The following is a 24560-nucleotide window of genomic DNA, read 5'->3' on the forward strand; positions in this document are numbered from 1 at the left end:
CTTGAGAGGACGATTGTCTTCTCAAGGTTTTTGTGTGGAGTGACTTATGTTGTTGAATTGTGTGATTGTTGTTTTAACCATTTAGTAGATGCTGAATTGTATTCTCGATTGAAGTAATGACACTAGAATAATTAAAGATAATGAGTATGGCCATAACAATATATAACGAAGCTGATATAATAACAGCTTTTTTCATCTTTAAGTTATGAAAAGTAAATAATCCCAACAGTACTGTTGCAGTAAAGATCACACCAACATACCAAAGAGTTTTAAGGTAAGAAATATTGGATTCTAAAGAAGTTATTTTCAGCTCACTATTCACACTGTCATCTATTGCAACTCGATTACTGTCAGCACCTTTTGCAATTAACACCTCGCCATTCTGTTTCTCAAGTGAATAACCTCCAGGGTATATTGCGAAAAAGTGAGTAAGTAAAAAGATAGATACCACGGCCACCAATGTACATACGACTATCCAACGCACTTTCTTTTTCTCGTGTTGGATATTCATTATCGTTTCTACCTTAACCATTCCTTTCATCGTACATTTTGGAAATATACATATATAACCATTATATTACAGGAGGATGGAAATTTCAAATAGTTATAAAAATATTTAGTTAACAGTTTCATTCAGAACACAGTGAACATACATATCATGCGTTTAGCCTGCCATCAAACATAAAGAGTTCTCGTAAAGGCCCTGAAATTCTCGACCTACAAATGAAAGCAAGTATCGGCAGGACATCATAAATGGCTTCATCTGAAAAGGACCAATTGACATGCGGTTGACTTGTACGGTAGCCTAAATGACAGTACATAGAGAGTTTGGAAGCAGGGGGATGGATATGGAGTTTCAATATGAGTTGACGGAAGAGGATGTGGTGGCGTTTAACGTTTACCATGTGAAAAATTCGAATTTGGGGCGGAAATCGTTGCGCTGGCAGCGGGTCGTTTCGCCGTTGTTGTTCCTATTGTTTGCTTTCTTTTTGTCGGTGTCGACGGAACTAGAGACAGGGCCGCTATTTGTTGTGTTCGGGTTGACAGCCATTCTGTGGGCCATTTACTATCCTAAGTATTTTTATTGGCATGTGACACGGCAAGTGCGGAAGGCGCTGAAGGAAGGGAAGAATGATGGGCTTGTCGGCTCCCATGTGCTGAAGATGAATAAGCAAGGGCTGACCGACATCTCTTCCAATGGGGAGTCTAAAATGACCCGTGAAGCCGTGAAACAGTTTAAAGAAGATGTCGGCCATTTCTATCTATATAATAGTGCAGTCAGTGCGGTTATTATCCCAAAGCGGGATGTGGATGCAGAGGCATTCCGTAAGTTTGTGAATAACTGGCTCGGTCACTGATCGGGCTTCATCTGGCGGATGCCGGCTTTCATGAAGACGATGGCGCTTGTAATATTCAGTAATAAGGCCATGGCGAGAAACGCCCATTTTACAGGGTTGGGCAGCTCGACGGTCAAGGAGAGTAAGAGCAGCAGGCAGCCGATCGCAAGCATAAGTATGTAGACAGACACTTTTTTGAACAAGAGAAGCACACCTTTCATACAATCTGTTTTCATTGTAGCATGAAAGATGGAAAACATGCCGGTCGCTTTGACCGGCATGTTTTTTATAGTTGCGTTGATTTAATTTGTTTGGTCAATCCCGTTTCTTCCTTGTTTCGCGATCTGTTTCATTGAAATCGGCTCCAAATTCCGCAGTACGGTTTTCGTTGCGATCATTGGTGTTGCTGTTCGTATTTTGTGCTTCTTTGTATACATCGAAGCTATTATGGGTACGCTCGTTCATCGTCTTCTTATTGTTTTTATTCACAGTCCGTCACCTCCTCACTCTACTATGGATAACCGGGAGAGATCTATACGTTCAGGGGATCGGATTTTCGGGTATAAAATAAATGAATTCGTAATCTCAAAAACTTGTAACCTTTTATTGATTGATTCGACTACTTCTATGAAGGTATACATAAAGGAGATGAAATTCATGAAAATGAAAAAAGCAGTACCATTCGCCATGTCGGCCCTATTGATCAGCGGGGCTGCCATACCAACTGCAGTATTTGCAGAAGAAGGGACGCAAACAGAAAACGTGCAAGTACAACCGGATTTCGTGAAATTCACAGGCACGATTGAAAAAGTGGAGACGCGTGAGAACTCGACACATTATTTCGTAAAAGAGGGCGAGCAGGAAGGCTACCTCGTTGTTACGAAGGATACGCTCGTATACGATAATACAGGCAAGAAAGCGGAACTGAAAAAAGGCGATAAAGTGTCGGGTTATACTGACGCTGATAAGCCAATGATCATGATTTATCCACCGCAATACAGCCCAGATGTGGTGATCGTGGAAACGGAAGAACTCGGTTCCGTGGCAGTTGGGAAGTTCGATGATAGCTTATTGAATCAATCACTTTCACTCAAATTGAATGTGGGCGACAAGACAGAGCTTTCGAGCGTATCAGGTGAGAAAGTGACTGCTGACGATCTTCAAGGAAAAGATTTAGTCGTCTTCTATACGATGACAACTCGCAGCATCCCAGCTCAAACAACACCTGAAAAAATTGTGGTATTGGATAAAGCAGCATCAGAAGACGATGCAGAAACCCCTGGCGAGGATCCAGTGACAAACCCGGCGGTTGATAAAATCGTGGAGGCCGATCACTATGATGTCAATGGCGTGAAAATGGTGCCGCTTCGACTGATTGCCGAAGAACTCGGGTACAAAGTGACATCGACTGGCAAAGGCGCCATCGTGTCGAAAGGTGCTCTTTCATTTACCATCACTCGTGGGGAAAAGGCGTATGGGTATAATAAATCCCTTCGTTATTTTGAAGCAGCTCCGGACCTTCTCGAGCCTTCGAAAACGTATGTGCCCGCTTCATTAATTGATGAATTAATGGAAGTAGGATCGTAAAAAACTTCTATAAGTCAACCAACTATAGATGAATAACGTCCATTTTAATAAAAGAGCCAGTCTTCCTTCAGTATGAAGAGGCTGGCTCTTTGTCATGTCAACCACCTGGCGAATGAAACCTTTCGGCCATGGAACCGTAGAAGAGGAAGGTTAAATGAAATTAGGTGAATTCCATGAATAATACTTTGCTTGAAATGCTCTCTACTGATTGGATTCTGCCGCTAGTCGTTGCTTGGATCCTCGTATTGAGCTGGCAAGTGATCGAACATAAATCCTTCACCTTCATGGCGCATCTTCACGTCGGGATCGATTTGCCGACGGAGGCAGCCGTTGCTGTTCTTGACAGTATGCCTCCGCTGACCGATCATATCCAATTGCGCAAGACGGTTTGCCGGTTAGAGCGTCCAGAAGACACGGAAGGTCATCACCTTTCTATGTAGAAATCAAAATTCTATATAGAGAGGAAACTTATATTGAAAAAATCCATCAACGTTTTTATTATCATCTTCAGCATCTTGCTTCTCGGTGGCTGTTCGGCCTCTGGTGAGCAGAGTGGTTTCTTTTACGACATCTTCGTGCATCCCATGACATGGAGTATCCATGAACTCGGTGCCCTTTTCGGGGGCAGTTACGGGATGGCCATCGTTGCCATTACGATTTTAATCCGTTTGCTGCTCATGCCGCTCATGATGAAGTCCTATAGAAATCAACGGGCCGCGAAAAGTCGCATGCAAAAGGTGCAGCCTCAGTTAGATGCCTTGAAAGCAAAGGCGGAAACGGCTAAGACACCGGAAGAACAAAAGAAGATTCAATTCGAAATGATGGAGATATATAAACACAATAAATTATTTAACATCGGTTGCTTACCCACATTGGTACAAATGCCGATTTTAATGGGATTATATTTTGCTATCCGTACTTCGCAGGATACGGCAAATGAAATGTTTCTATGGTTTAATTTAGGCTCGCCGGATTTGATCATTACCCTACTGGCAGGGTTGGTTTACTTTATTCAAGCCCGTGCTTCCACTGCAGACATATCAGGGCCACAAAAACAGCAAATGCAAATAATGACTTATCTTTCTCCATTAATGATCGTGTTCTTTTCATTTTCTGCGCCAGCAGTTTTCCCGTTATATTGGGCGGTCGGTGGTTTGTTTTTAATTGTGCAGACATGGCTGGCACGGAAATTGTACAGAGAGGAATAGTTGTTAGAAAGCGCTTGGCGATTCAAAAAGCCGGGCGTTTTCTTTTTTTGGAGCATGCAACCATTTGGGCTGGTCATTTATCTAATGTATTGAAACCGAAAGAAAGGGGGCCTTGCTATATGGAACCAATTGCGAAATGGGTCAAGAAAGCGAAAAAAGGGGATGGCGATGCATTTATCCTCTTAGTAAAGCAGTATGAAGACGTACTATTCCGTGCGGCTACTCGAATGCTTCGAGATGAGCAAGATGTGGCGGACGTGCTGCAGGACACCATCATGACAGCCTATGAGAAGCTTCACACGCTGAAGAAAAATGAGTATTTCAATACATGGATTTATAGAATACTCCTGAATCAATGCAATCGCCTGCTAGCGAAACGAAATAAGGTGGTTTCACTTGAGGGACACACCTTGCAAGGGCAAGAAGATGGGAACTTCCGGGCTATTGAATTGGATGAGGCGCTGGAGGGTCTTGCCGCCGATACAAAAACTGTTTTTATCTTGTACTATATTGTCGGAATGAACAGCCGGGAAATCAGTGAGTTTTTGAATGAACCGGAAGGCACAATTAAATCAAGGCTTTCCAGAGGGAGAAACGAGTTGCGGACAACTTATTTTCAAAGCGAAGGGGTGCTGGCAAATGAAAAAGGATCTTGAAAAAGAATTGGAACAGGTAATGAATGAAAAGGTAGAAATGCCTGAGCACGTGAGGGCATCACTCGATCAAACGTATAAGATGATTCAGCAGAAATCCAAAAAGAAAAGAAAGCGGATGGTTTGGAAAAGGTCGGCGGTGGCAGCTTGTGCTTTGTTGATGACAGGCGTGCTTTTATCGAATGAACAGGTACGTGCGAATATTGATGGGTTTTTCAATTTTGGTGATCGTGGGGTGGAACAAGTAGTTTCACAAGGGCTTGCACAAAGTGGTGAAAGTATGGCGACCGATCAAGGGATCACAGTCAAACTAGAAAAAAGCTTCTCGGATCCATCGAAAATCGGATTAAGCTTTTCATTGGAATTTGAAGACGCTTCCTTGTTAAAAGATGACGTTTCCCTCGTGACGATGGATTATCGAGTGAAAAATGGCGACGGTGAGTACCTGGTTGAGTTTATTCCCGATACGAAACCGTTAAAAGGAAAGGTGTTTTACACATCTGGCTTGGATGATCGGAATACAAAGCTAAACAAAAAAGAGGGGACGATCCAGTATCATGTCGTAATTGACTCTAATCAAGCGGCATTCCCAGACTTGCAAGACGCGGTTGTCGAAGTAGAAAGCATTAACATCTTTTCTGAGTTCTCGGAGAGGGGGTTGCTTCGAAAAATTGACGGAAAGTGGGACTTGCCAATACCTGACCATGGCACTGATGTAAGAACACTTGAATACGTACAGGAAGATGGAAAATCGAAACTACATGTTCTGTCTGCCCAAGCGAATTTATCTTCCTTGAATGTGAAATTTTCAATCGATCAGGAATTTGAGGATGAGACCCCATTTACGTGGTCAATGAAGCTTGTGGATGAAAAGGGAAATGGATATTATCCTAACGGCTTTTCGATGGAAACGAAGAATGGCCAAACTATCATTTCTACTAACTTCCCGGTAACTGCAAATGATCGTTATGATCAGGTGACCTTGGTAGTGGAAGGGATTGCAGAAGTGAAGCTTCAGAAAAAATAACGGTCACTCGCCAAAAGCTTCAGTCAATTGACAGCCGGTGTATAATGAATCAGAAACTATATTGAAAGAGATGAAGAGTTGATGATGACACCGAAGACAGATCCATGGGAAGCTTATATGGATATGGATCAACACGGAAAATTGACCTTATCAAGCATTGAGTTTACAACGACGTATTTGTGCAATATGCGTTGCGAACATTGTGCAGTTGGAGATATGCTGGCGCTGAAAGATCCCGATGCATTGCCGATTGATCTGTTAATTTCGCGTTTGGATGGAATTCCTCATCTGCGTACAATCAGCATTACAGGCGGAGAGCCGATGTTTTCAAAGAAATCGGTCGATCAATATGTGCGTCCTTTACTCAAATATGCTCATGAGCGCGGCGTCAAGACGCAAATGAACTCTAACCTGACAATGCCGCTTGACCGGTATATGGAGATAGTCCCTTATTTGGACGTCTTGCATATTTCGCATAACTGGGGAACGGTTGAGGAATTTATTGAGGGCGGATTTGCCAATATGGAACGGAAGCCGCCGATTGAAAAACGAGCCGAACAATTCCAGCGCATGATTGACAATAGCCGTGCCTTGGCGGAAGCGGGCGTTTTCGTCTCGGCTGAAACGATGCTCAATAAAAGAACGGCCCCTTATTTAGAATCGATTCACCGCCAAGTGGTGGAGGAGATGAAATGCAGCCGCCACGAAATTCACCCGATGTACCCGGTTGACTTTGCATCTCAGCTTGAAGTGTTGCCGCTAGATGAAATTCGGACTGCCATCCACCGGCTGCTCGATGTTAGAGACGAATCAATATGGATGCTGTTCGGAACGCTGCCGTTCTATCCATGCAGTAGCGTGCAGGAAGATCTGGAGTTGCTGGAGCGGCTATATGCCGCCAAAAATGTGTCAGTCCGAAACGATCCGGACGGCCGGTCCCGCTTGAACGTCAATATTTTCACGGGGAATGTAATTGTCACGGACTTCGGTGATGTAAAGCCGCTCGGAAACATCCAAACCGATGCACTCCCCGGCCTGCTAGACAAATGGCTGGACAGCACGCTCGCCCGAACGGTCAGCTGCCACTGCCCTGCAGTTCGTTGCCTCGGACCAAACTTGCTTGTGAAACATGCCTATTACCCGGAAGAAGATTTCACAAAAAAAGAAGCACGTCTCGCTGTAGAGGCGACAAGATAAGTAACCGCTTGGCTCATGGGAGGCCAAGCGGATTTTTTTATGGTTTGAGACTGCTGTGGAAGAGACGGTGGTAAATGGTTGAGAGTCGGTGGTAAACCCCCGAGAGTCGGTGGTAAACTCCCAAGAGTCGATGCTAAAAACTCAAAATGCCCTAGCAGTTGTACATTATTTGAATAAAAAAGGGGTGCAGGGGAGAATTCCCCTTGCACCTCTACATCTTTCGATATACTTGTGGTGTAAATTGTTCCCAGTTTTGTTCCAGATCGGACCAATCTACTATTTTCCACGGATTAATAAATATTTGTCCGCTCTTGTTAAAGAATAAGTCGCCCTCAATGCAATAAGCGGCATGTTGAACCACACCACTATCATTCACCCAGGCGACGACATCGCCGCCTTTGAAGCTGTCCTCTGTTTTCACATAAGAGGCAAGCCTTAGTTTTTCCTCGAAGGTTTGATCATGGACCCATTCCTGAATAATCCATTCTTCTAATTGCGGTTCTGTACTGATCGCGAATAAAGTAGCAGCCAGACAATTTGCTCCAGACTTCGTAGCAAACGTATTGGCGTAAGGAACCAGATGAGCAGGCAATGTACTAGGTACCGGCTTTGCATCCCATGCATCATACTGCTGAGCAATGGTGCACAACATTACTTCTTTCACTTCATTCGGCAGAGACTCCCATAAAGCTCGCTGCATAACTACATGCTGCTCGCCTTCCGCTTCGATTATGTACTCTTGCGGGAAATTTCCAAATCTCGAAAAAAGCGATAGCGGTCCGGTCATTCCTCTGCCTAACTCAACCTGTCGTTTGAGTAAATATTCTTTTTTCTCCTCATTCAATGCAATAATCCAATTAGATGGAGCGACGATAACAAACGCAGCATCTTTCTTTATCATCCAGTACGTATAACTGTTCACCAATTGGATTTCAGAGTAGGAAGAATGAGAAAAGAATTCGTTCCTCGGAAAAATGAGAGTGCCGGTCAGTTCCTTTTGTAAAAAGGAAATGTCCTCTGCACGAAGGAAAAACAAATCCTTTTCAGGAACGTATGCCTCAATCCACGCCTGCAGTTGTTCGGGTGTCGGTCGTATTGCAATATCTATCATTCTGTCAAATCCTTTCAAAATTACCTAGACGAACTAGACTACAATATCATGAAAGTTCTGAATCCGTCAAAGCGAATCCATCTCGTAATGAACCTTTTTGGATGGCCACAGGCTAAAGACGCAAAGCACATTGGAAAGGAAAAACATAACGAGCACCCCCGTAATAACCGCTATCTGAATGGTCGCTAATTCTGCCAATAAACCGAGCAATCCCGTCAATGCCATTGTCAGGATTGACTGGACAAATTGATAAAAGCTGATGACTCTGCCCAGCAAGTGGGTAGGAATGTTATGTTGATAAAACGTTAGAAATCCTGTATTGGCAAAGGCGATAAAAAAAGCGAGGAAGAAGAATCCAACGGCGGCTATCAATAAGGATGCTGAAAAAGCGTACATGAGATATCCCGTGGACACGAGCAATGAACCGAACCCAATTAGATAAGATGTTTTCGTCTTTTGTACAAGCAAGGAATTTAGCAACGCACCGCCCACAATGCCGCCCCCTGCGATGGAAACCAGAAATCCGTATTCGCTATCAGTAAGCGAAAGCACTTCCTTTGCAAAAGATGCTTCCAACGAATCGACTGCGCTGGCAGCGACGACCATGACCGACATAAAGAGCGTATAGATCAATATGACATACGGAGATTTGTGGCTGAAACGAATCACTTCTTTCCAATCGTTCTTCACCATTTGAAAAGATAATCGATTCATGGAAGACGTGTTGTCATCCACATCTGGCAGCAGCATGGTAATAAGAGCAGAAAAAAACAACGCGACTGCATTTACATAGACCGTCACGATTGGTGTACTCACCATAAACAGTAATCCTGCGACTGCTGGGCCGATCAGGAAAGCACCAGATGTGATTAAGCTATAAAGAGAATTGAATCTTTTTCTTCTTTCCACAGGAATTAATTTTGTAATATACGACATAGATGTCGGGCTAAATATGGCGCTAGCGATGTTAATAAGGAAAACAACCGTATAGATAAGTACAAGGGATGAAAGCCAAGGCAACAGTGCAATGAGAAAAGCACGTAGAAGGTCGAGCGTCACCATCAATTTGCGTTTATTTACCTGATCCACCAAGGTACCTGCCCATATATTCGTAAACAAAGAAGCAAGTGGCTTCAAGATGTACAAAGCAGTAACAGCCATTGCAGATCCAGTCATCGAAAAGATGATCAAATTAAACGAAATGAAATATACCCATTCGCCAATTGTGGCGATTCCGATTCCGGAAAGTAATAAAGATGGTTCCTTCCAATGGTTGATTCCTTTACTCAAACTATCATCTCCCTTTCATAATTTGGCAAAATAAAAAACCCGTCTCCAAGACAAAATGTCTTGGGGACGAGTTTTCAGCCGTGGTGCCACCCCTATTTAGCAAGCATGGCGTCATACTTGCCCTCTCAGGTACTAATTTTATACCCTTCCTCTATAACGGGAGTTCCCGTCACATGATCCTCTCTGAAGGTTCCCATGTGCCGCTCTGAGACTTGTTTCCATACAATCTCCTTACCTCTTCCCACCTGCCGAGGCTCTCTGTGAAGGCTAAATGTATGTACTCTTCTCATCATTGCGTTAAGTATTGTTGTTTATCGTACTGGAAAAGACTCCCTATGTAAAGCCCCTATTTTTCTTCATAATCCTCAGTCCGCAGCTGTTTATCAAATCGTGCTCTCCCACCAAACATCCTTCAAACCATTCACATACTGCTGAACAAGCTTTCGAAGTGGAAAGGGTTCCAAATCTTCCAGGTCCTTAACATCGCCCCGAAAAAAGTCAGGTGCGGTTCGAGAGCGTGGGGAGGAGAATTATCCGTCAAATTATCACATTTTATTACAAACAGTTAGTTCACTTCACATTGTAGCTCGTCTCGTTTCATCCAATGATGTTCCACATAATATACTTACTCTATAAGATTGCAAATTTCCTGAATGATAAACGGAACATCATTCTCCTGTCGAATGGTGAACAAATCGTCCGCTTCCCCCACGACCGGCACTGCTGCATCGCTGTTATAATTGTCCGCCTGTTGTCGAGCCAGTACCTCATCAAAACTTGAAGCACTGCGAAAAATCTCTGTGCCGCGTGTTGTCCTCTTGACCCGTTCCTGTAAGACTGCATCCGGGATATCAAAGTTGACGATAATTGTATCAAAGCCTTTATTCCGAAAATAGGACAACAGCTCCTCACGGCCTTTGCGGCTACGATTGGAATTGCAAATGATCATATGCAAATTTGTCTCGTGAACGGCATAATCGACAATGGTATGCGTGAGCGTATATTTCAATGTGTTTGGTCCTGACGTCGGCATCAGTTTGCCGTAATGCTTATTAATAAAAGCAGCATGGTTGTCCTGGTCGATTACGAGAGAATTAGACATGTATTGCTCTAATTCTCTTGCAAAAGTTGTCTTGCCGCTATGGGTTTTACCTACTGTTAAGATGGCATATCGTTTCATCGTTTCGTTCCCCTTCATTCCCGAATCGCCTCAATCCTGTTTCCGTTCAAACCCCAAATAACGGGTTCCTTGAAACGTTAAAATTCCAAAATCGCCTTCTGCCAGCATTCCGGTTTCAGATCCACTTAATTGCAGCTCCATCCGGTCTCCGCTTTCCACTTGGAAGGTAACGTAATAGGATGTTTGAGCTGACGAATCCCCGCTTCCTCCCCATGTTTCAGTCCTCTTCGCTACTATTTGGGCTGGTACTGACAACTTAGGGGAATTGTTATTGGATGCCCACGTGCCAATGCCTTTTATCATTGTAAAAATAAACATTCCAATTACGATAATAAAGACAGCTCCTATGAAAAACGGGCCGATAGAAAACATAGCATTGTCAAATGAATTAAATCCCACCGTATCACCTCTGAACAAGTTATACTTATCATACGATAAACTGCCTGAATAGTTTCGACTTTCGCTATGGATTGATTTATCGGAAAGAGAAAGGACTTTGTGCTAGTTATCTAGAATATACTAACCAATGTCCAAAAAAGGGGAAATGAACATGACAGTGGAGCAGTTCTTACAAGAACAGAACGACGCAATTAAGGCATTACATATCGCCAGCACATCGAGTTCATGGATGGCAGCGACGACTGGCGAGGATGAGTGGAATCAAAAAACAGCGGAGGCTTCGACAGCCTATAATCTCTACTTTGCTGACCCGGAACGATTTGAACAAGTAAAAACGTATTTAAAACACGATGATTTGACAGACGTACAGCGCCGTCAATTGGAAGGCCTGTATAACGGAATGGCGGAAAATCAAATTGCTGAAAGCGATTTGAAAGAGATGGTTGAACGCTCGACAGAATTGGTTGGACTCTTCAATACGTTCCGTGCGACGATCGGCGAGCAAGAAGTTTCTGAGAATGATATCCGCCAAATACTTTTAAAAAGCAATGACCTTGCAGAGCGGGAAGAGGCTTGGCATGCGAGTAAACAGATCGCGAAAGAAGTGGAAGCGAAGCTCTTGACGCTCGTTAAAAAGCGGAACGAAGTCGCTCGTTCTCTTGGATATGATAACTATCACCAAATGAGCTTCAAACTGCAGGAGCTGGACCGTGATGAAGTCTTTTCGATTTTTGATAAATTAAAAGACTTGTCGGATGAGCCATTCCGTGAAATGAAATTGGAGATGGATACGGAGCTTGCAGAACGTTTTGGCATTACTTTGGAGGAGCTGCGTCCTTGGCATTATGCAGATCCATTCTTCCAAGAAGCGCCGCCGATGAAGGAGCTCGATTTAGATCCGTATTATGAGGGGAAAGATCTGGAGCAGCTGACAATTTCAACTTTCGAAGACATGGGCATGGAAATTAAAGACATGCTGGCGAAGAGCGATATGTATCCGCGCGACAAGAAAAACCAGCATGCTTTCTGTACGGATATCGATCGGGAAGGGGACGTGCGGGTCCTTTGCAACAACGTGCCGTCTGACTACTGGTCCTGCACAACGTTGCATGAATTTGGTCACGCAGTGTATTTCAAATATGTCGACGAGAGCTTGCCATTCCTATTAAGAACTTGCGCCCATACATTAACGACTGAAGCGATCGCGATGCTTTACGGCCGATTTGCAAAGAATCCGGAATGGTTGAAGCGATACTTGGAGATCGATGAAACCGAAGTGAATCGTTTGACGCCAATCATCGAAGAATCCTTGCGTCGTCAAATGCTTATTGCAGGCCGCTGGATCATGACGTTTTCTTACTTCGAGCGGGAGCTTTATGAGAATCCGGACCAAGACTTGAATAAATTATGGTGGAAGCTTGTGAATGACATCCAGTTCGTAAACCCTCCGGAAAATGTAGACTATCCGCACTGGGCAGCGAAGATCCATTTCACGCTCGTTCCGGTTTATTATCAGAACTACTTGCTTGGGGAGTTGACCACATCCCAATTGGAAGCGCATATTTACAAAAATGTTTCGGCTGATATGTTTACGAAAGAAGTCGGAAGTTATCTGATTGAAGATTATTTCAAGCCAGGCGCACTTTACGCGTGGAATGAAAAAATTGAAAAAGCAACGGGTGAAAAATTAAACCCGCAATATTTCATCGACCAATTCGTATCAGTCAAGCAAGCGAACTCCTGATTACATCACATGTAAAATAGAGCAAATGCCGGGTTCATAGGAGCCCGGCATTTTGTTTACGAGAGGAAATGCATGGTCTTGCCATTTTTTCAATTAACGCTGAAAGCTTCTGTTTGCTCCAGCCCTTCCTTTATATAATACCCGCCACACATACTCGAGTGGACCCGTTCGAAAACGCCGGAGCCAAAGGGCGCTAATGGCAATTTGCAGTCCAAACAAGAGGAAAGCAATCGCTGTCGTTTGCCATACCTCCATCGTACCAAAAAGGCCAAATCCGTAGCTGTAGAAGATGAACCCACAAAGGACGGATTGCAGGATGTACATAGTGAATGCCAATCTTCCCGGATAACTGAACATGTGCAGCCATTTCGGACTCGAAGTATACCATAGCGAAAAACAAGCGACGTACGACAACATCAGCAACGGGGCACCGATAAAGACGCTGAAAATATCCAGCAGACTATTAGATGACTCCCATAGTATCCGGGGTACTGTCAATGCCAAGCCGGCTATACCGCCAATAAAGCCAAGTCTAACAAGGAACCGCTTTTTCGAAGGAATATCCTCAAGCAATTTCCGTTTCCCAAAATAAGCGCCAAATAAAAATGTGCCTAAAACTTGCGGCATAAACAGAACCATATTAAAAAAGCTAGCTATATAATCCCCGATTCGTTTCTTTGTAATTTCTCCATAGGAGCCTTCCCCGTAAATTCTTTGGTCTTGCTGCTGGTACTGTTGGATTTGCAAGGGGTCTACTGCATACATGTCATCCATGTTTTCAGCGCCGGACAGGCTGCCGAATAGCATGAATGCGGACATGATGAAAGGGATGAAAAGTGTAAAGACCATCGACAGGGTCAGCAAAGTCTTTGGTCGGCGTCGTACAAACAAAACAAATAGCAAGCCGACTATTGCATAGGTTGTCAGAATATCTCCGTACCATAGGAATACTCCGTGCAGGATGCCGAAAAGAAGCAAGGCGAGCATTCGTTTCACAAACATCCAAGTAAATTTTTTGCCTGCCGTTTCTGCGTTGCGATATAAAATGATCGCTCCATACCCAAACAGAAATGAAAACAGCAGCATGAATTTTCCTTCTACAAACAGTGTGGAGAGATATTGAATTGCTTTGTTCAGCCATCCTTCGACTGGAAGCCCGCCGAGACTGATTGCAAAAAGCGATTCATTGAAAAAATTAATGTTCACGATCAAAATGCCAAGCAAAGCAAACCCTCGTAAAGCATCTAATACGTTAATCCGTTTCATTCTCAAATCCTCCTGTATATTCGTTACTTCTACCATACGGATAGAGAATAAAGGATTGATAACGGCTGCTATTATACTTTCGTTATAATTGAGATATAGAGTGAAGAGACAAGTTCAGCAAATTACAAGAACTGAGGAAAAGGAAAGATGTGAGATGGCGAAAGCGACTGTATTGATTGTAGATGATGAATCTGAAATTGTTTCCTTTATTAAGGACGCATTAGAAGATGAAGGCTATGCGATCTTGACAGCATCGAATGGAGAAGAGGCGATCCGACAGGCGGAGAAAAAGCCGGATCTGGTGTTGCTTGATGTGATGATGGAAGGGCTGGACGGGTTTCAAGTATGTGAGCGGATCCGTTCGGTCATCCGAGGACCGATCCTGTTTCTCAGCGCCTGCCAGGATGAGATGGATCGGGTAAAGGGGCTTGTCGTTGGGGGCGACGACTATATCGTCAAACCGTTCAGTTTGTCTGAATTAAAAGCGAGAGTCCATGCACATCTCCGTCGAGAACATCGAAAAATGGATGATAGAGACCGGTCAGCGCTGCAATTCGATGGGATGATGATTGATTACAAAGGACGTTCGGTCAGTTTGAATGGAATAGAGATTGAGTTGACAAGCAAACAGTTTTCCATCGTCTGGTTTCTTGCCATGCATCGTGGACAGGTCTTTTCGAGATCTGATATTTATGAACGGGTATGGGGCCTTGAGGCAGATGGAGATGATGCAACCGTGACAGAGCATATTAAAAAAATCCGTGCGAAGTTTCAGGAAATCGAGCCGACACGGTCGTTTGTCCAAACAGTTTGGGGAGTGGGATATAAATGGCTGTAAAAACCGTGCCGATCCGAACAAGGCTCCATAGGATGATTGCGGTCATTTTGCTGTTGAGTTTTGTATGCACCATCATGACGTGGGGTGGACTGTTGTTGATCAGCGAGAAGAATATGAACTATGCCAATCATTATGAGAATATGATACCGGCCATTAAAGAACGTGTGAAGCAGAGTAAGGGGGACTGGCTGGACGGTTCCGGCAAAGAAATGCTGGATAGCCTTTTGCCAAAGGAAGGTATCTCGTATAAGGTAGTGGATCACGCAGGCGTCTATCAATATGGCAATTTCGGGGATCATGCCGACATACCTGAACGCGATATCTTGGAAAATATAAATACTGTCGAGCATGGGCCCGGAAAGTATTTTGTGAACTACATTCCATTATTTGATAAACGGGATGCTATGCAGGGCGTATTACTATTGTATTACACTCTACAAGTTACGCCCGTTCACGAATCCCAAACTGGGTTAGTGAGAATTTGGTCCTTCTCGTTTGCGGCAGCTCCGTTCGTCTACATTCTGCTTTTCACGCTTCTGTTTGTCAGCCGGCTTAGCAGGCAATTGAAAATACCGCTTTCGCAATTGATGGAAGCAACAGCCCGAATTCGCGATAAAGATTTGCAATTTCATTTCAACCAAGAAGAAAAGATAACGGAAATACGAGAATTGACGAATGCCTTCGAACAGATGAGGGATGAATTAGCGGAGTCGTTACAGCGTGAATGGAACACACAAAAGGAGCGGAAAAATGCCATTGCCGCACTGGCGCACGATATCCGGACACCTTTGACGGTCATTCAAGGCCATGTGGAAGGATTGGAAGAAGCACATCGGAAAGGGATCGACCGTTTCGAACAATATCTTCCTGTTATCAAATCAAATATTTCAAGTGCTGTAAAACTGGTCCATGATCTGAATCAAACCGCAATCCTTGATAGCGATTCGTTTTCTTTAAATAAAATCTCATTTGACCCAGAAGAATTTTTTACTGAAAAAATGGGGGAATATGAGCTGTTATGCGCGAGGCAAGGAGTGCAGTTCAACTCAGCCATTCATGATAACCGAACGGAGAGCGGAACCATTCATGCTGATCCGTACAGACTGACACAAGTTTTCGATAATCTGCTGTCCAATAGTCTGCGGTTTGCTAAGAATGGTGCCATTTCCTTTTCAGTTCAATTGGAAGATGAACGATTCGAAGTGACATGGATCGATAACGGACCGGGATTTTCAGATGGGCAGGAAGCTAAAATCTTTGAATCCTTTTATCAAGGAAATCGACGTAAAGGGCATGCGGGGTTGGGTCTTTATATCGCCAAGTCGATTATCGATAAGCATGGCGGGCTGATTAAGGCTGGGAATGCTGTCGATGGCGGAGCGGTTATTTCCATTAGTCTTCCGACAGGTTTGACTAGTCGATGAGTTCCATTTATCGCCAGTTGATTAATGCAATTTTCACATGATGTGTTTACAAAAATAATATATTATTGTTGTTCAAAAATGGTATGCACATGCCAATATCTATGGTAAGCTATTCCTGTTTTGCGAATTTGATTAGCAAAGAAGGCGATGAAATAGATGGCAGCAACTGCAGTCAAGGGCCCGGGGACGAAACTGAGTTTGTTTCACCTAACGTGGCCTATTTTTCTTGAGTTATTTTTATTTATGTTGATGGGGTTGGCTGACACATTCATGCTTAGCGCCTTGTCAGATGAGGCGGTGTCAGGAGTAGGGGCGGCGAATCAATACGTCCAGATTGCCATCCTGGTTTTAGAAGTTGTCGGGAATGGGGCAGCGATTGTTGTCGCGCAATATCTTGGTTCGCGGCGATTTGTGGAGGCGTCTAAGATATCAGCGCTTGCCGTGTCTCTTAACTTGTTGGTCGGGATTGGTATCAGTGGAGTATTCCTTCTGTTTACAAGCCATATGATGCAGGCGATGAACTTGCAGGGAGACGTGCTGGCACATGCCAAAGCGTATTTGACGATTGTCGGCGGAGCGATTTTCCTTCAGGCGATCATTAACTCGCTTGCGGCAGTCATCCGGGTGCATGGGTTTACGAAACAGACGATGTTTGTCTCACTCGGAATGAATGTCATCCACGTGATTGGGAACTATGCACTCATTTTCGGTAAATTCGGCATGCCGGCGCTTGGTGTCCAAGGTGCAGCGATTTCGTCCGTAGGGAGCCGGCTTATCGCATTGTTCGTCTTTGTGTGGCTGTTGTATCAAGTGTTGGAGTATCGAATTGAATTCCGCTACTACATCCAGTGGTCTAAAGAATATGTTCGGAAAATCCTAAGTATCGGTTTGCCATCGGCGTTCGAGCAGATTTTGTATCAGGCGTGCCAGATCGTTTTCCTCTATTATGTTACCTATTTAGGGACGGAGGCGCTTGCAGCCCGGCAATATGCAACGAACATCTCGATGTTCAGTTATTTATTCGCTCTCGCCATCGGGCTTGGCACCTCGATCATCGTTGGACGTCTTGTCGGCAGCGGCGATAAAGAGGAGGCGTATCGTCAATTATGGGCGTCGTTCCGGCGGGCAATCCTTTTTACGATTGCCGTTGTGGCGGTTGTCATGGTGTTTCGCTACCAACTCATGCGGCTGTTTACGGATAATGAATCGATCATCCAGCTAGGGGCATCAGTCTTGCTGCTGTCCTGTCTGCTGGAAACGGGCCGCACATTCAACATTGTTATTATTAACTCCTTGCGGGCGTCCGGCGATGCAAAATTTCCTGTCCTGATGGGTGCTATTTCGATGGTGATGATTAGTTTGCCGCTCGGGTATTTCTTTGTTTTTGTGCTCGACATGGGACTCGTCGGCATTTGGCTCGCCATAGCCACGGATGAATGGATTCGCGCCATTGCCATGGCACTGAGGTGGAAAAGCAGGGCATGGGAGCGATATGCACTCGTCGATCCGATTCCTGTAGTTGAGGAGCAGCCTCAACCCGAGGTAGTGTAATAAACGATAAAAGGCCGGGCGATAATGCCTGGCCTTTTGTTTTGTCTAATGAAGTAAAGAGAAAACTTATATTTTTCGCTCCTTTCTTTAAAAGTGAAGGAGTTGGTTGCACCCTTATCGAATTGATTCAGAGGAAGCAAAAGTTGTTGATTCATACATAACCAAGTACGGAAAGGGGCAGAGCCGTGTTTCAATCAAAGAGGGTCAGACTGCGAAAAATGGAAAGCGAAGATATCCCAACATATCATGCTTGGCGAAATGATATGGAAGTGATGATTTCGACAAACCCTATGCTAGATCTGTTCTCCTATCAAGAGACGGAGGCGTTTGTCAATGAGGTCATCCTCGGTTCTCCGGATGCCAAAAGCTACATGATTGTGGATCAGCTTAGCGGGCAGGCGATCGGCATTACGTCGTTAATTCATATCGATCTGAAAAACCGGAATGCGGAATGCATCATCGATATCGGGGAGAAGGAATTCCACGGAAAAGGATATGGTAGGGAAGCATTGACCTTGTTATTGGATTACGCTTTCCGTGAATTGAACCTGCACCGGGTATCATTGCGCGTGTTTTCATTTAATGACAAAGCGATCTCCCTTTACGAGAAAATCGGGTTTCAGCATGAAGGGGCCAGCCGGGAGGCGTTGTTCCGGGATGGGCAATGGCATGATGTGATCGGAATGGGTATCTTGCAAAGTGAGTATAGGAAATTGGTTGAAAGTTTTGGAGAGAAATAAATCCCATACAGTACTCAGTTCCATTCAGATTTAATATGAAGGAGGAAAACAACATGTCAATCGGTACAGAATATTTACGGGTAATCCAGGAACGGTTTGCGACATTAAAAGACCAGGCGGGAAAGACATTTCAACAGCTGGACGATGAGGATTTCTATTGGACCATCAATGATACTTCCAACAGCATCGCCATTCTCATGCAGCATATGGCGGGAAATATGATTTCACGTTGGACTGATTTCTTGACGACAGATGGGGAGAAGGCAAGCCGTAATCGGGAGGCAGAATTCATTGAATCCCGTCTATCCCGGGAGGAGCTGCTGAACGTTTGGGAGGAAGGATGGGAAGTATTCTTCAAGACGCTTGCTGAATTGAGAGAGGAAGATTTGCTGGCGAAGGTTCGAATTCGGGGACAGATCCATTCCGCTATCGATGCGATCGAGCGGCAAATGGCCCATTACGCTGCTCATGTGGGACAGATCATGTTTATTGGCAAGCAAATTAAAGGGGAAGAATGGAACAGCCTTAGTATACCGAAAGGCGAATCAGCCGCCTATTTAAAGAAAATGCTGGAGATACATCAATCGACGAATTGATGGGAGAGGGAAACTATGAAGAAGCCATGGGATCATAAAGGACTCATTGAAAAATTTGAAGCGCACCGAAATGAAGAACTGGCAGGACCGATGGAAGCGTATATGAAGAATCACTTCCCTTTCTTGGGAATCAAAAGCCCGTTACGGAAAGAGCTGATGCGGGAGCAGTTCGCGGAATACGAATTGCCTGTGCCAGATCAGCTATTCGTTGAGGCATGGAAGTTATATAACATGCCAGAGCGGGAGTATCAGTATGCTGCTATCGGCTTGATCGAAAAAATGAGGAAGCATTTGACGGTTGAAGATTATTCGACATTGCGGGAGTTCATTGAAACAAAATCGTGGTGGGATAGTGTCGATGCAATTGCGCCGGCATTTGTCGGCCATATCGTGAAGAAGGATCGAGCGCTCGGAGAACGGATGATGTTGGAGTGGTCGGATGCGGATAATATGTGGGTCAACCGTTCCGCCATTTTGCATCAATTGAAATTCAAAGGGGACACGGATACGGATTTATTGTTTAGGATCATTCGTAAGCATACGGGCTCGGGTGAGTTTTTCATTCAGAAAGCCATCGGTTGGGTGCTGCGGGAGTATGCGAAAACAGATCCTGTTACGGTGAGGACATTTGTCGATGAAAATGAGCTAAAGCCATTAAGCCGACGGGAAGCGTTGAAGCATATCGGCAACAACTAAAGGAGAATTGGGATGGATACAAGAATTGTCACGAAGATGAAAATACAAAAACGTCCTGAAGATGTATTTGAAGCGCTGGTGGATCCTGCCCAGATGTCTAAATATTGGTTTTCTTCGGGAACCCATCGAATGGAGCCGGGAAAGACGATCATTTGGCGATATGAGGAGTACAATGCGGAAGGCAAAGTGCATGTCAAAGAAGTAGAGAAACCGCGAAAAATCCAGTTCGTTTGGGGAGAGGAAGGCCAAGAGACAACGGTAACAATCAGCTTAGAAGAACTGGGTGACCAAACAACTTTAGTGACAGTGGAAGAGGAGGGGCTTTCTGAGGAAGATCCGCATCTCATCGCTAAAATGCTCGGTCAAAAAGAAGGCTGGGTGTATATGCTTACCTGTTTGAAAGGATATGTGGAAAACGGGATTTCGTCATTGCGGGCTTCTTTAGTCCATTGAATGAGTGAGGGGGTAGGCCATGGGAGGGTTACAGAAAGCGATTGAAAGCGGCATCGTGGAGGTGGAAGGAATCTGGGCTGTGGCGGCTGAAGAATTAACAGATGGCTCCATTTTCACCTTGCAAGGCGACCGGCAGTACTATGCAGCAAGCCTGATTAAAGTTCCAATTATGGTGGCAGTGTTCAAGCTCGCTGAGAAAGGCGAGCTTCGGCTTAGGGATCGGCTTACGTTGGAAGCGGAAGATCAAGTCGGAGGCTGCGGTGTTTTGCAGCATATGTCACCGGGGATCAAACTGCCTGTTCATGATCTGGTCACTTTAATGATGATTCAAAGTGATAATACGGCGACGAATATGTTAATTGACTTTGTGGGTATGGAACGAATTCAATCGGTTATGCGGGACATAGGCATGACGCAGAGCGAAATCCATCATAAATTGATGATTGTAGCTGCCGATCGGAAAGCGACTAATTGTGTAACTGCTCTAGATATGACAACCGTCCTCCGTTTGCTCGCAAAAGGCGAATGCGTCTCATTGCATGTGAGCCAGCAAATGATACACATCATGAAGCAACAGCAGCTGTCCAATGGTTTTACGTCTTTATTGCCAGCTCCTCAGGAATCCGTGGTCGGATCCATAAGTGATTGGGAAGCAGCGAGCAAGACGGGGAATGTGGAGGGGATAACACATGAAACGGCTATCCTGTTCGCCGGAAAACGTGCCGTGGCGATTACAATCCTTGCAGAGGGAGTCGCTGAACGGCAGGCGCAGGAAACGATAGCGCAAATCGGCAAGAGCATTTATTCATACATGACAACATAATGGGGGAATGGATATGAAAGAGACAGTAACGGAAACATCAATGGAACAGCATGCCGCGGAGTGGGTTGAAAAGGGGTTGGTTCCTGGAGCGATGCTTGGCATCAAACGGGACGGTGAATCTATTTTTGAAAAAGGGTTCGGCTTCCGGAATGTGGAGGCACAATTGCCTGTTACTGCTGATACGGTGTTTGGCATCGCGTCGATGACGAAATCGTTCACATGTGCCGGCATCATGAAGCTTCAGGAAGAAGGGAAGCTATCCGTTCGTGATTTGATTGTCACGTATTTACCTGAACTGAAAGGCTCCAGTGAGCAGGCGGAACAAATTACGATCCATCATCTCATGACGCATACAGCAGGCTATCCGCCGCTTGCGACGCATGTGTATGCCCGGAAAAACAGCATTGAGGCTGATCCGTCCGCGAAGGATTATGGACTGGACTTGTTGAATAATCCAGGGCCGCATATCGAAACGTACGATGAAATGCTTGCGTTCATGGCGAATGATGATTTCAAGTGGCTTGGCGCTCCTGGCGAGTATTATAGCTATTCCAATGATTCCTACGGTTTGCTCGGCGTTATTATTGCACGTGCGAGCGGCCAGTCGTATGAATCTTTTATCGAAGAAAATGTATTGATTCCGGCAGGCATGACCCGCAGTTTCTTTGATATGAAACGTTTGGACGAGTTGGACGATGTGACGACGCTGTACATGAAGGCGAAGGACGGATCCCATGTATATGAAGCGCCGCTCTGGTGGGACGCGCCTTCGATGCGTGCGGTCGGATATTTGAAATCAACAGCAAATGATATTCTCCGGTATCTCGAGATGTATATGAACGAAGGGGTAGTCGCTGGCGTCCGGATTTTATCCAAGGAAAGCATTGAGCAGATGATGACGCCGCACGTGGAATATGAGCCGGGCAAATGCTATGGGTATGGACTGCGGATCATTCCGGACTATTTTGGCTCAAAACTTATCAGCCATGGAGGCGGATTAAAAGGGGTCTCATCATATATGGTGGCCATTCCGGATAAGAAGCTCTCGGGCGTCATTTTAACAAATGTGGCCGACGTGGAAGCGGGCGACCTGTTGATGGATGCGTTGAATAAAGTGGAAGGTCGTTCCTATGATGCGTCCCCGTTCACGTATGACACTCAGCAAGTTACCGAGGAAGAACTTCGGAAATTTGAAGGAGTGTATATTTCCGGCGAAGGAATGAATGTGGAAATTGCTATGCGAAATGGACAATTTGGCGTGGAGTCCAATGGGGTCTTCCGTCCGCTTCGGTGCATCGGAAAGAATGTGTTCATGGGCTTGGAGGACCAATCGGATATTCTGCAATTCGTCGAGAATGATAGCGGAGAAATCGAACGGATCGTTTACGGTGGAAGGCATATTTTGAGGCAGTAATGCGGAATATAGCACGAAAAAAAGCGAGGAAGCTTTCCTCGCTTTTGCTATGTCGATTAATTTCGGCTGTGAACCTTCTCGCCTTGAACCCACACTTCGTGGATGTTTTCCGGTCTTGCCAAGTAGATGATTTTCTGGAAGATGTCCAATTCGCTTTCCTCCGGATCGTAGAGCGGAAGCCGGGCTGTTGCTTTTTTCGTATCAATCAGTTGAACATCCCACGCATAGCCTTCTTCCAAGCGGCCGACCTGGAGGCTGAGGCTTTCTCCGCCGCCGGCAGTCGCCAAATAGAATGCCTCGTTTAGCGTAATACGGGAGTTTGGTACTCCACGTTTTTCCGCTGGCAGCCCCGTGTCTACTCCATCTTCCAGCATTCTGGACGACATCACAGCCTGGCGTGCATTGTCATACAAGCTAGGAGAGAAACCGCCAGAAATATCAGAGCCCAAACCGATTTCTACGCCCATTTCCATGAAACGGGCAAGTGGCAGGACGCTGTTAGCAAAATAGGCGTTGGATACCGGGCAATGTGCGATGGCACTGCCGTTTTTCGCAAACAAGCGGGCATCCTCATCCGTTAGGAAATTGGAATGTGCCATGACCGATTTCTCTCGGAGTAAGCCAAAACCATGCAATGCTTTGGCGTCATTCATGCCAAACCGCTCCTGCACATACCCGTGCGCCCAGTCACTCTCGCTGCAATGAGATTGAATATGTGTATCATATTTCTCGGCCAATTTGCCGAGCCCCTGCAACGCCTCGTCTGTGCAGCTCGGAATGAACCGGGGTGTCACAACTGGATAGACCCCTTGCTTCGCCTGTTTCGCGAGTTCCTTCACTGCGACAATGAATTCCTCTGTTTCCTGGAGTGCGATTGCTGTATCGTGATCACGATAAAAATCGGGCGTCTGATCTACGTTATCTGCAACGACTTTACCGACCAGGCCACGCTGTCCTTTCTGCACACAAATTTCAGCCAGCGCGAGACTCGCTTCTTTATGAACCGTTGCAAAATAAAGAGCGGTTGTCGTACCATTTGCCAGAAGCGTATCAACCACATCGGCATACACCATTCTCGCAAAATCCACATCCTCAAACTTTGCCTCGGATGGGAAGGTGTAAGTCTGCAGCCAATCACTCAGCGGAATATCAAGCGCCGTTCCTGCTTGGATCCATTGAGGCGCATGCACATGCAAATCCACGAATCCCGGCAATAAGTAGGTCCCTTCCTCAAGGCGTTGGAATGCATCCGTCTGCTCATACGTTTCCAGCAGCTCCGCATACTCCGCATCGCTAGGCTGAACGATTTTGGCAATCAACCCGTTCTCCTCAATGCAAAATAAGCAATCTTTCCAAACCGCCACTTCCTTTGGCGACTTGCTCGTAAAGGCCGTGCCATGGAACACTCGTCTATAGGAACCCAATCGTACCACTCCTTCTATGTAGTAGGTCGAACTATGCAATTGTAGTATGGGAAATTAATAATACATTAACACACTAAAAGTTTTTACAGGCGAATGCAATAGTTTTCTGCAAACCTTAGCGGAAGCTTGCGTTTGATTGAGGAGTTGATTGATTCTAGCGGGTAAGTTCTTGAAAGTTGGTAAGTAGGCATGGAGGATTCGGGGGAGTGCTGGTAAGTACACCTGATATTTGATGGTAAACCTCCAGGTCGGTGGTAAATGCTCGAGAGTCGGTGGTAAGTGCCCGAGAGTCGGTGGTAAACGTTCGAGAGTCGGTGGTAAGCGCTTATAGAGAGAGCTGGAATAAGTTGGCGTGTGCTCGGTAGATAAACTCCAGCAACCACTCGTATCTTCTCTTGAACCGCTCAAATAACTCTGACAACCACTCGTATATTTTCTGAACCGCTCGAATAACTTCGGCAACCCCTCGTATATTTTCTGAACCGCTCGAATAACTCCGGCAACCCCTCGTATATTTTCTGAACCGCTCGAATAAATCGGGCAACCCCTCGTATCTTCTCCCGACCTCTCGTATCAATCCCGGCAACTGCTCAATCCCTCCC

Annotated in this window: 27 protein-coding genes and 1 other annotated feature; of the genes, 17 read left to right on the plus strand and 10 right to left on the minus strand. The window is 45.2% G+C overall.

Annotated features, from left to right (window positions below):
* Nucleotides 1-73 precede the first annotated feature (73 nt).
* On the minus strand, nt 74-511 hold the full coding sequence (locus L7D49_RS17640; protein ID WP_238083348.1) for a hypothetical protein: 438 nt from the start codon (nt 509-511) through the stop codon (nt 74-76).
* Nucleotides 512-848: 337 nt separating this feature from the next.
* Between L7D49_RS17640 and L7D49_RS17645 the strand changes: the two genes are divergently transcribed.
* Nucleotides 849-1358, plus strand: coding sequence for a YcxB family protein (locus tag L7D49_RS17645; RefSeq protein WP_238083350.1), 510 nt, complete (start codon nt 849-851; stop codon nt 1356-1358).
* On the opposite strand, the gene L7D49_RS17650 is transcribed toward L7D49_RS17645, so the two are convergent.
* Complete coding sequence (locus tag L7D49_RS17650; protein WP_238083352.1) at nt 1352-1558, minus strand: hypothetical protein; 207 nt, start codon at nt 1556-1558, stop codon at nt 1352-1354. The genes L7D49_RS17645 and L7D49_RS17650 overlap by 7 nt on opposite strands.
* Before the next feature lie 94 nt (nt 1559-1652).
* Nucleotides 1653-1826 (minus strand): hypothetical protein, encoded by a 174-nt coding sequence (locus tag L7D49_RS17655; protein ID WP_238083354.1) that lies wholly within the window; start codon nt 1824-1826, stop codon nt 1653-1655.
* A gap of 168 nt (nt 1827-1994) precedes the next feature.
* Between L7D49_RS17655 and L7D49_RS17660 the strand changes: the two genes are divergently transcribed.
* The 6 genes from L7D49_RS17660 to yfkAB all read left to right on the plus strand — a co-directional run bounded on the left by L7D49_RS17660 (nt 1995) and on the right by yfkAB (nt 7009).
* Nucleotides 1995-2924 (plus strand): stalk domain-containing protein, encoded by a 930-nt coding sequence (locus L7D49_RS17660; RefSeq protein WP_238083356.1) that lies wholly within the window; start codon nt 1995-1997, stop codon nt 2922-2924.
* A gap of 173 nt (nt 2925-3097) precedes the next feature.
* Complete coding sequence (locus L7D49_RS17665) at nt 3098-3364, plus strand: hypothetical protein (RefSeq protein WP_238083358.1); 267 nt, start codon at nt 3098-3100, stop codon at nt 3362-3364.
* A 33-nt stretch (nt 3365-3397) separates the two neighbouring features.
* A complete protein-coding gene (gene yidC / locus L7D49_RS17670; protein WP_238083360.1) occupies nt 3398-4132 on the plus strand; it encodes a membrane protein insertase YidC in 735 nt (244 codons plus the stop codon).
* A 119-nt stretch (nt 4133-4251) separates the two neighbouring features.
* Complete coding sequence (locus tag L7D49_RS17675) at nt 4252-4788, plus strand: RNA polymerase sigma factor (protein ID WP_238083362.1); 537 nt, start codon at nt 4252-4254, stop codon at nt 4786-4788.
* Nucleotides 4772-5812, plus strand: coding sequence for a DUF4179 domain-containing protein (locus tag L7D49_RS17680; RefSeq protein ID WP_238083364.1), 1041 nt, complete (start codon nt 4772-4774; stop codon nt 5810-5812). Before L7D49_RS17675 ends, L7D49_RS17680 begins: the two co-directional genes overlap by 17 nt.
* 81 nt (nt 5813-5893) lie before the next feature.
* Nucleotides 5894-7009 (plus strand): radical SAM/CxCxxxxC motif protein YfkAB, encoded by a 1116-nt coding sequence (yfkAB, locus tag L7D49_RS17685; protein ID WP_238083365.1) that lies wholly within the window; start codon nt 5894-5896, stop codon nt 7007-7009.
* A 211-nt stretch (nt 7010-7220) separates the two neighbouring features.
* On the opposite strand, the gene L7D49_RS17690 is transcribed toward yfkAB, so the two are convergent.
* From L7D49_RS17690 to L7D49_RS17705, 4 genes are all read right to left on the minus strand, one after another.
* On the minus strand, nt 7221-8120 hold the full coding sequence (locus L7D49_RS17690; protein WP_238083367.1) for a hypothetical protein: 900 nt from the start codon (nt 8118-8120) through the stop codon (nt 7221-7223).
* A 66-nt stretch (nt 8121-8186) separates the two neighbouring features.
* On the minus strand, nt 8187-9410 hold the full coding sequence (locus L7D49_RS17695) for an MFS transporter (protein WP_238083369.1): 1224 nt from the start codon (nt 9408-9410) through the stop codon (nt 8187-8189).
* 59 nt (nt 9411-9469) lie between these two features.
* Nucleotides 9470-9712, minus strand: a binding site (T-box leader).
* Between the two features lie 323 nt (nt 9713-10035).
* Complete coding sequence (locus tag L7D49_RS17700) at nt 10036-10590, minus strand: ATP-binding protein (RefSeq protein WP_238083489.1); 555 nt, start codon at nt 10588-10590, stop codon at nt 10036-10038.
* Between the two features lie 30 nt (nt 10591-10620).
* On the minus strand, nt 10621-10989 hold the full coding sequence (locus L7D49_RS17705; protein ID WP_336246402.1) for a DUF2500 domain-containing protein: 369 nt from the start codon (nt 10987-10989) through the stop codon (nt 10621-10623).
* A 151-nt stretch (nt 10990-11140) separates the two neighbouring features.
* Here L7D49_RS17705 and L7D49_RS17710 point away from each other — a divergent pair, with 151 nt between their 5' ends.
* A complete protein-coding gene (locus L7D49_RS17710) occupies nt 11141-12733 on the plus strand; it encodes a M2 family metallopeptidase (protein WP_238083371.1) in 1593 nt (530 codons plus the stop codon).
* 93 nt (nt 12734-12826) lie between these two features.
* Here L7D49_RS17710 and L7D49_RS17715 read toward each other — a convergent pair whose 3' ends face one another.
* Nucleotides 12827-13999, minus strand: coding sequence for a DUF418 domain-containing protein (locus L7D49_RS17715; RefSeq protein ID WP_238083373.1), 1173 nt, complete (start codon nt 13997-13999; stop codon nt 12827-12829).
* Between the two features lie 100 nt (nt 14000-14099).
* Here L7D49_RS17715 and L7D49_RS17720 point away from each other — a divergent pair, with 100 nt between their 5' ends.
* The 9 genes from L7D49_RS17720 (at nt 14100) to L7D49_RS17760 (ending at nt 22534) form a co-directional block, all read left to right on the plus strand.
* A complete protein-coding gene (locus tag L7D49_RS17720) occupies nt 14100-14837 on the plus strand; it encodes a response regulator transcription factor (RefSeq protein WP_336246403.1) in 738 nt (245 codons plus the stop codon).
* Complete coding sequence (locus L7D49_RS17725; RefSeq protein ID WP_238083375.1) at nt 14828-16261, plus strand: HAMP domain-containing sensor histidine kinase; 1434 nt, start codon at nt 14828-14830, stop codon at nt 16259-16261. Before L7D49_RS17720 ends, L7D49_RS17725 begins: the two co-directional genes overlap by 10 nt.
* A gap of 156 nt (nt 16262-16417) precedes the next feature.
* The gene (locus tag L7D49_RS17730) at nt 16418-17812 is read left to right on the plus strand and encodes an MATE family efflux transporter (protein WP_238083377.1); all 1395 of its coding nucleotides are present in this window, start codon (nt 16418-16420) and stop codon (nt 17810-17812) included.
* A 185-nt stretch (nt 17813-17997) separates the two neighbouring features.
* Nucleotides 17998-18552, plus strand: coding sequence for a GNAT family N-acetyltransferase (locus L7D49_RS17735; RefSeq protein ID WP_336246404.1), 555 nt, complete (start codon nt 17998-18000; stop codon nt 18550-18552).
* Between the two features lie 53 nt (nt 18553-18605).
* Nucleotides 18606-19148, plus strand: coding sequence for a DUF1572 family protein (locus tag L7D49_RS17740; protein ID WP_238083379.1), 543 nt, complete (start codon nt 18606-18608; stop codon nt 19146-19148).
* A 15-nt stretch (nt 19149-19163) separates the two neighbouring features.
* Complete coding sequence (locus tag L7D49_RS17745) at nt 19164-19844, plus strand: DNA alkylation repair protein (RefSeq protein ID WP_238083381.1); 681 nt, start codon at nt 19164-19166, stop codon at nt 19842-19844.
* A 12-nt stretch (nt 19845-19856) separates the two neighbouring features.
* Nucleotides 19857-20297: an SRPBCC family protein gene (locus L7D49_RS17750; protein ID WP_238083383.1), complete on the plus strand. Its 441-nt coding sequence runs from the start codon at nt 19857-19859 to the stop codon at nt 20295-20297.
* Between the two features lie 19 nt (nt 20298-20316).
* Nucleotides 20317-21120 carry a serine hydrolase gene (locus L7D49_RS17755; RefSeq protein ID WP_238083385.1) on the plus strand — a complete coding sequence of 268 codons (804 nt, stop codon included), beginning with the start codon at nt 20317-20319 and terminating at the stop codon, nt 21118-21120.
* Nucleotides 21121-21133: 13 nt separating this feature from the next.
* The gene (locus tag L7D49_RS17760; protein ID WP_238083387.1) at nt 21134-22534 is read left to right on the plus strand and encodes a serine hydrolase domain-containing protein; all 1401 of its coding nucleotides are present in this window, start codon (nt 21134-21136) and stop codon (nt 22532-22534) included.
* A 56-nt stretch (nt 22535-22590) separates the two neighbouring features.
* On the opposite strand, the gene guaD is transcribed toward L7D49_RS17760, so the two are convergent.
* Both guaD and L7D49_RS17770 read right to left on the minus strand, forming a co-directional pair.
* Complete coding sequence (guaD, locus tag L7D49_RS17765; protein ID WP_238083408.1) at nt 22591-23958, minus strand: guanine deaminase; 1368 nt, start codon at nt 23956-23958, stop codon at nt 22591-22593.
* 325 nt (nt 23959-24283) lie between these two features.
* Nucleotides 24284-24544, minus strand: a complete 261-nt coding sequence (locus tag L7D49_RS17770) for a hypothetical protein (protein ID WP_238083411.1) — start codon at nt 24542-24544, stop codon at nt 24284-24286.
* Between the last annotated feature and the right edge of the window lie 16 nt (nt 24545-24560).

This window comes from Sporosarcina cyprini (assembly GCF_022048975.1).
GTDB lineage: Bacteria > Bacillota > Bacilli > Bacillales_A > Planococcaceae > Sporosarcina > Sporosarcina cyprini.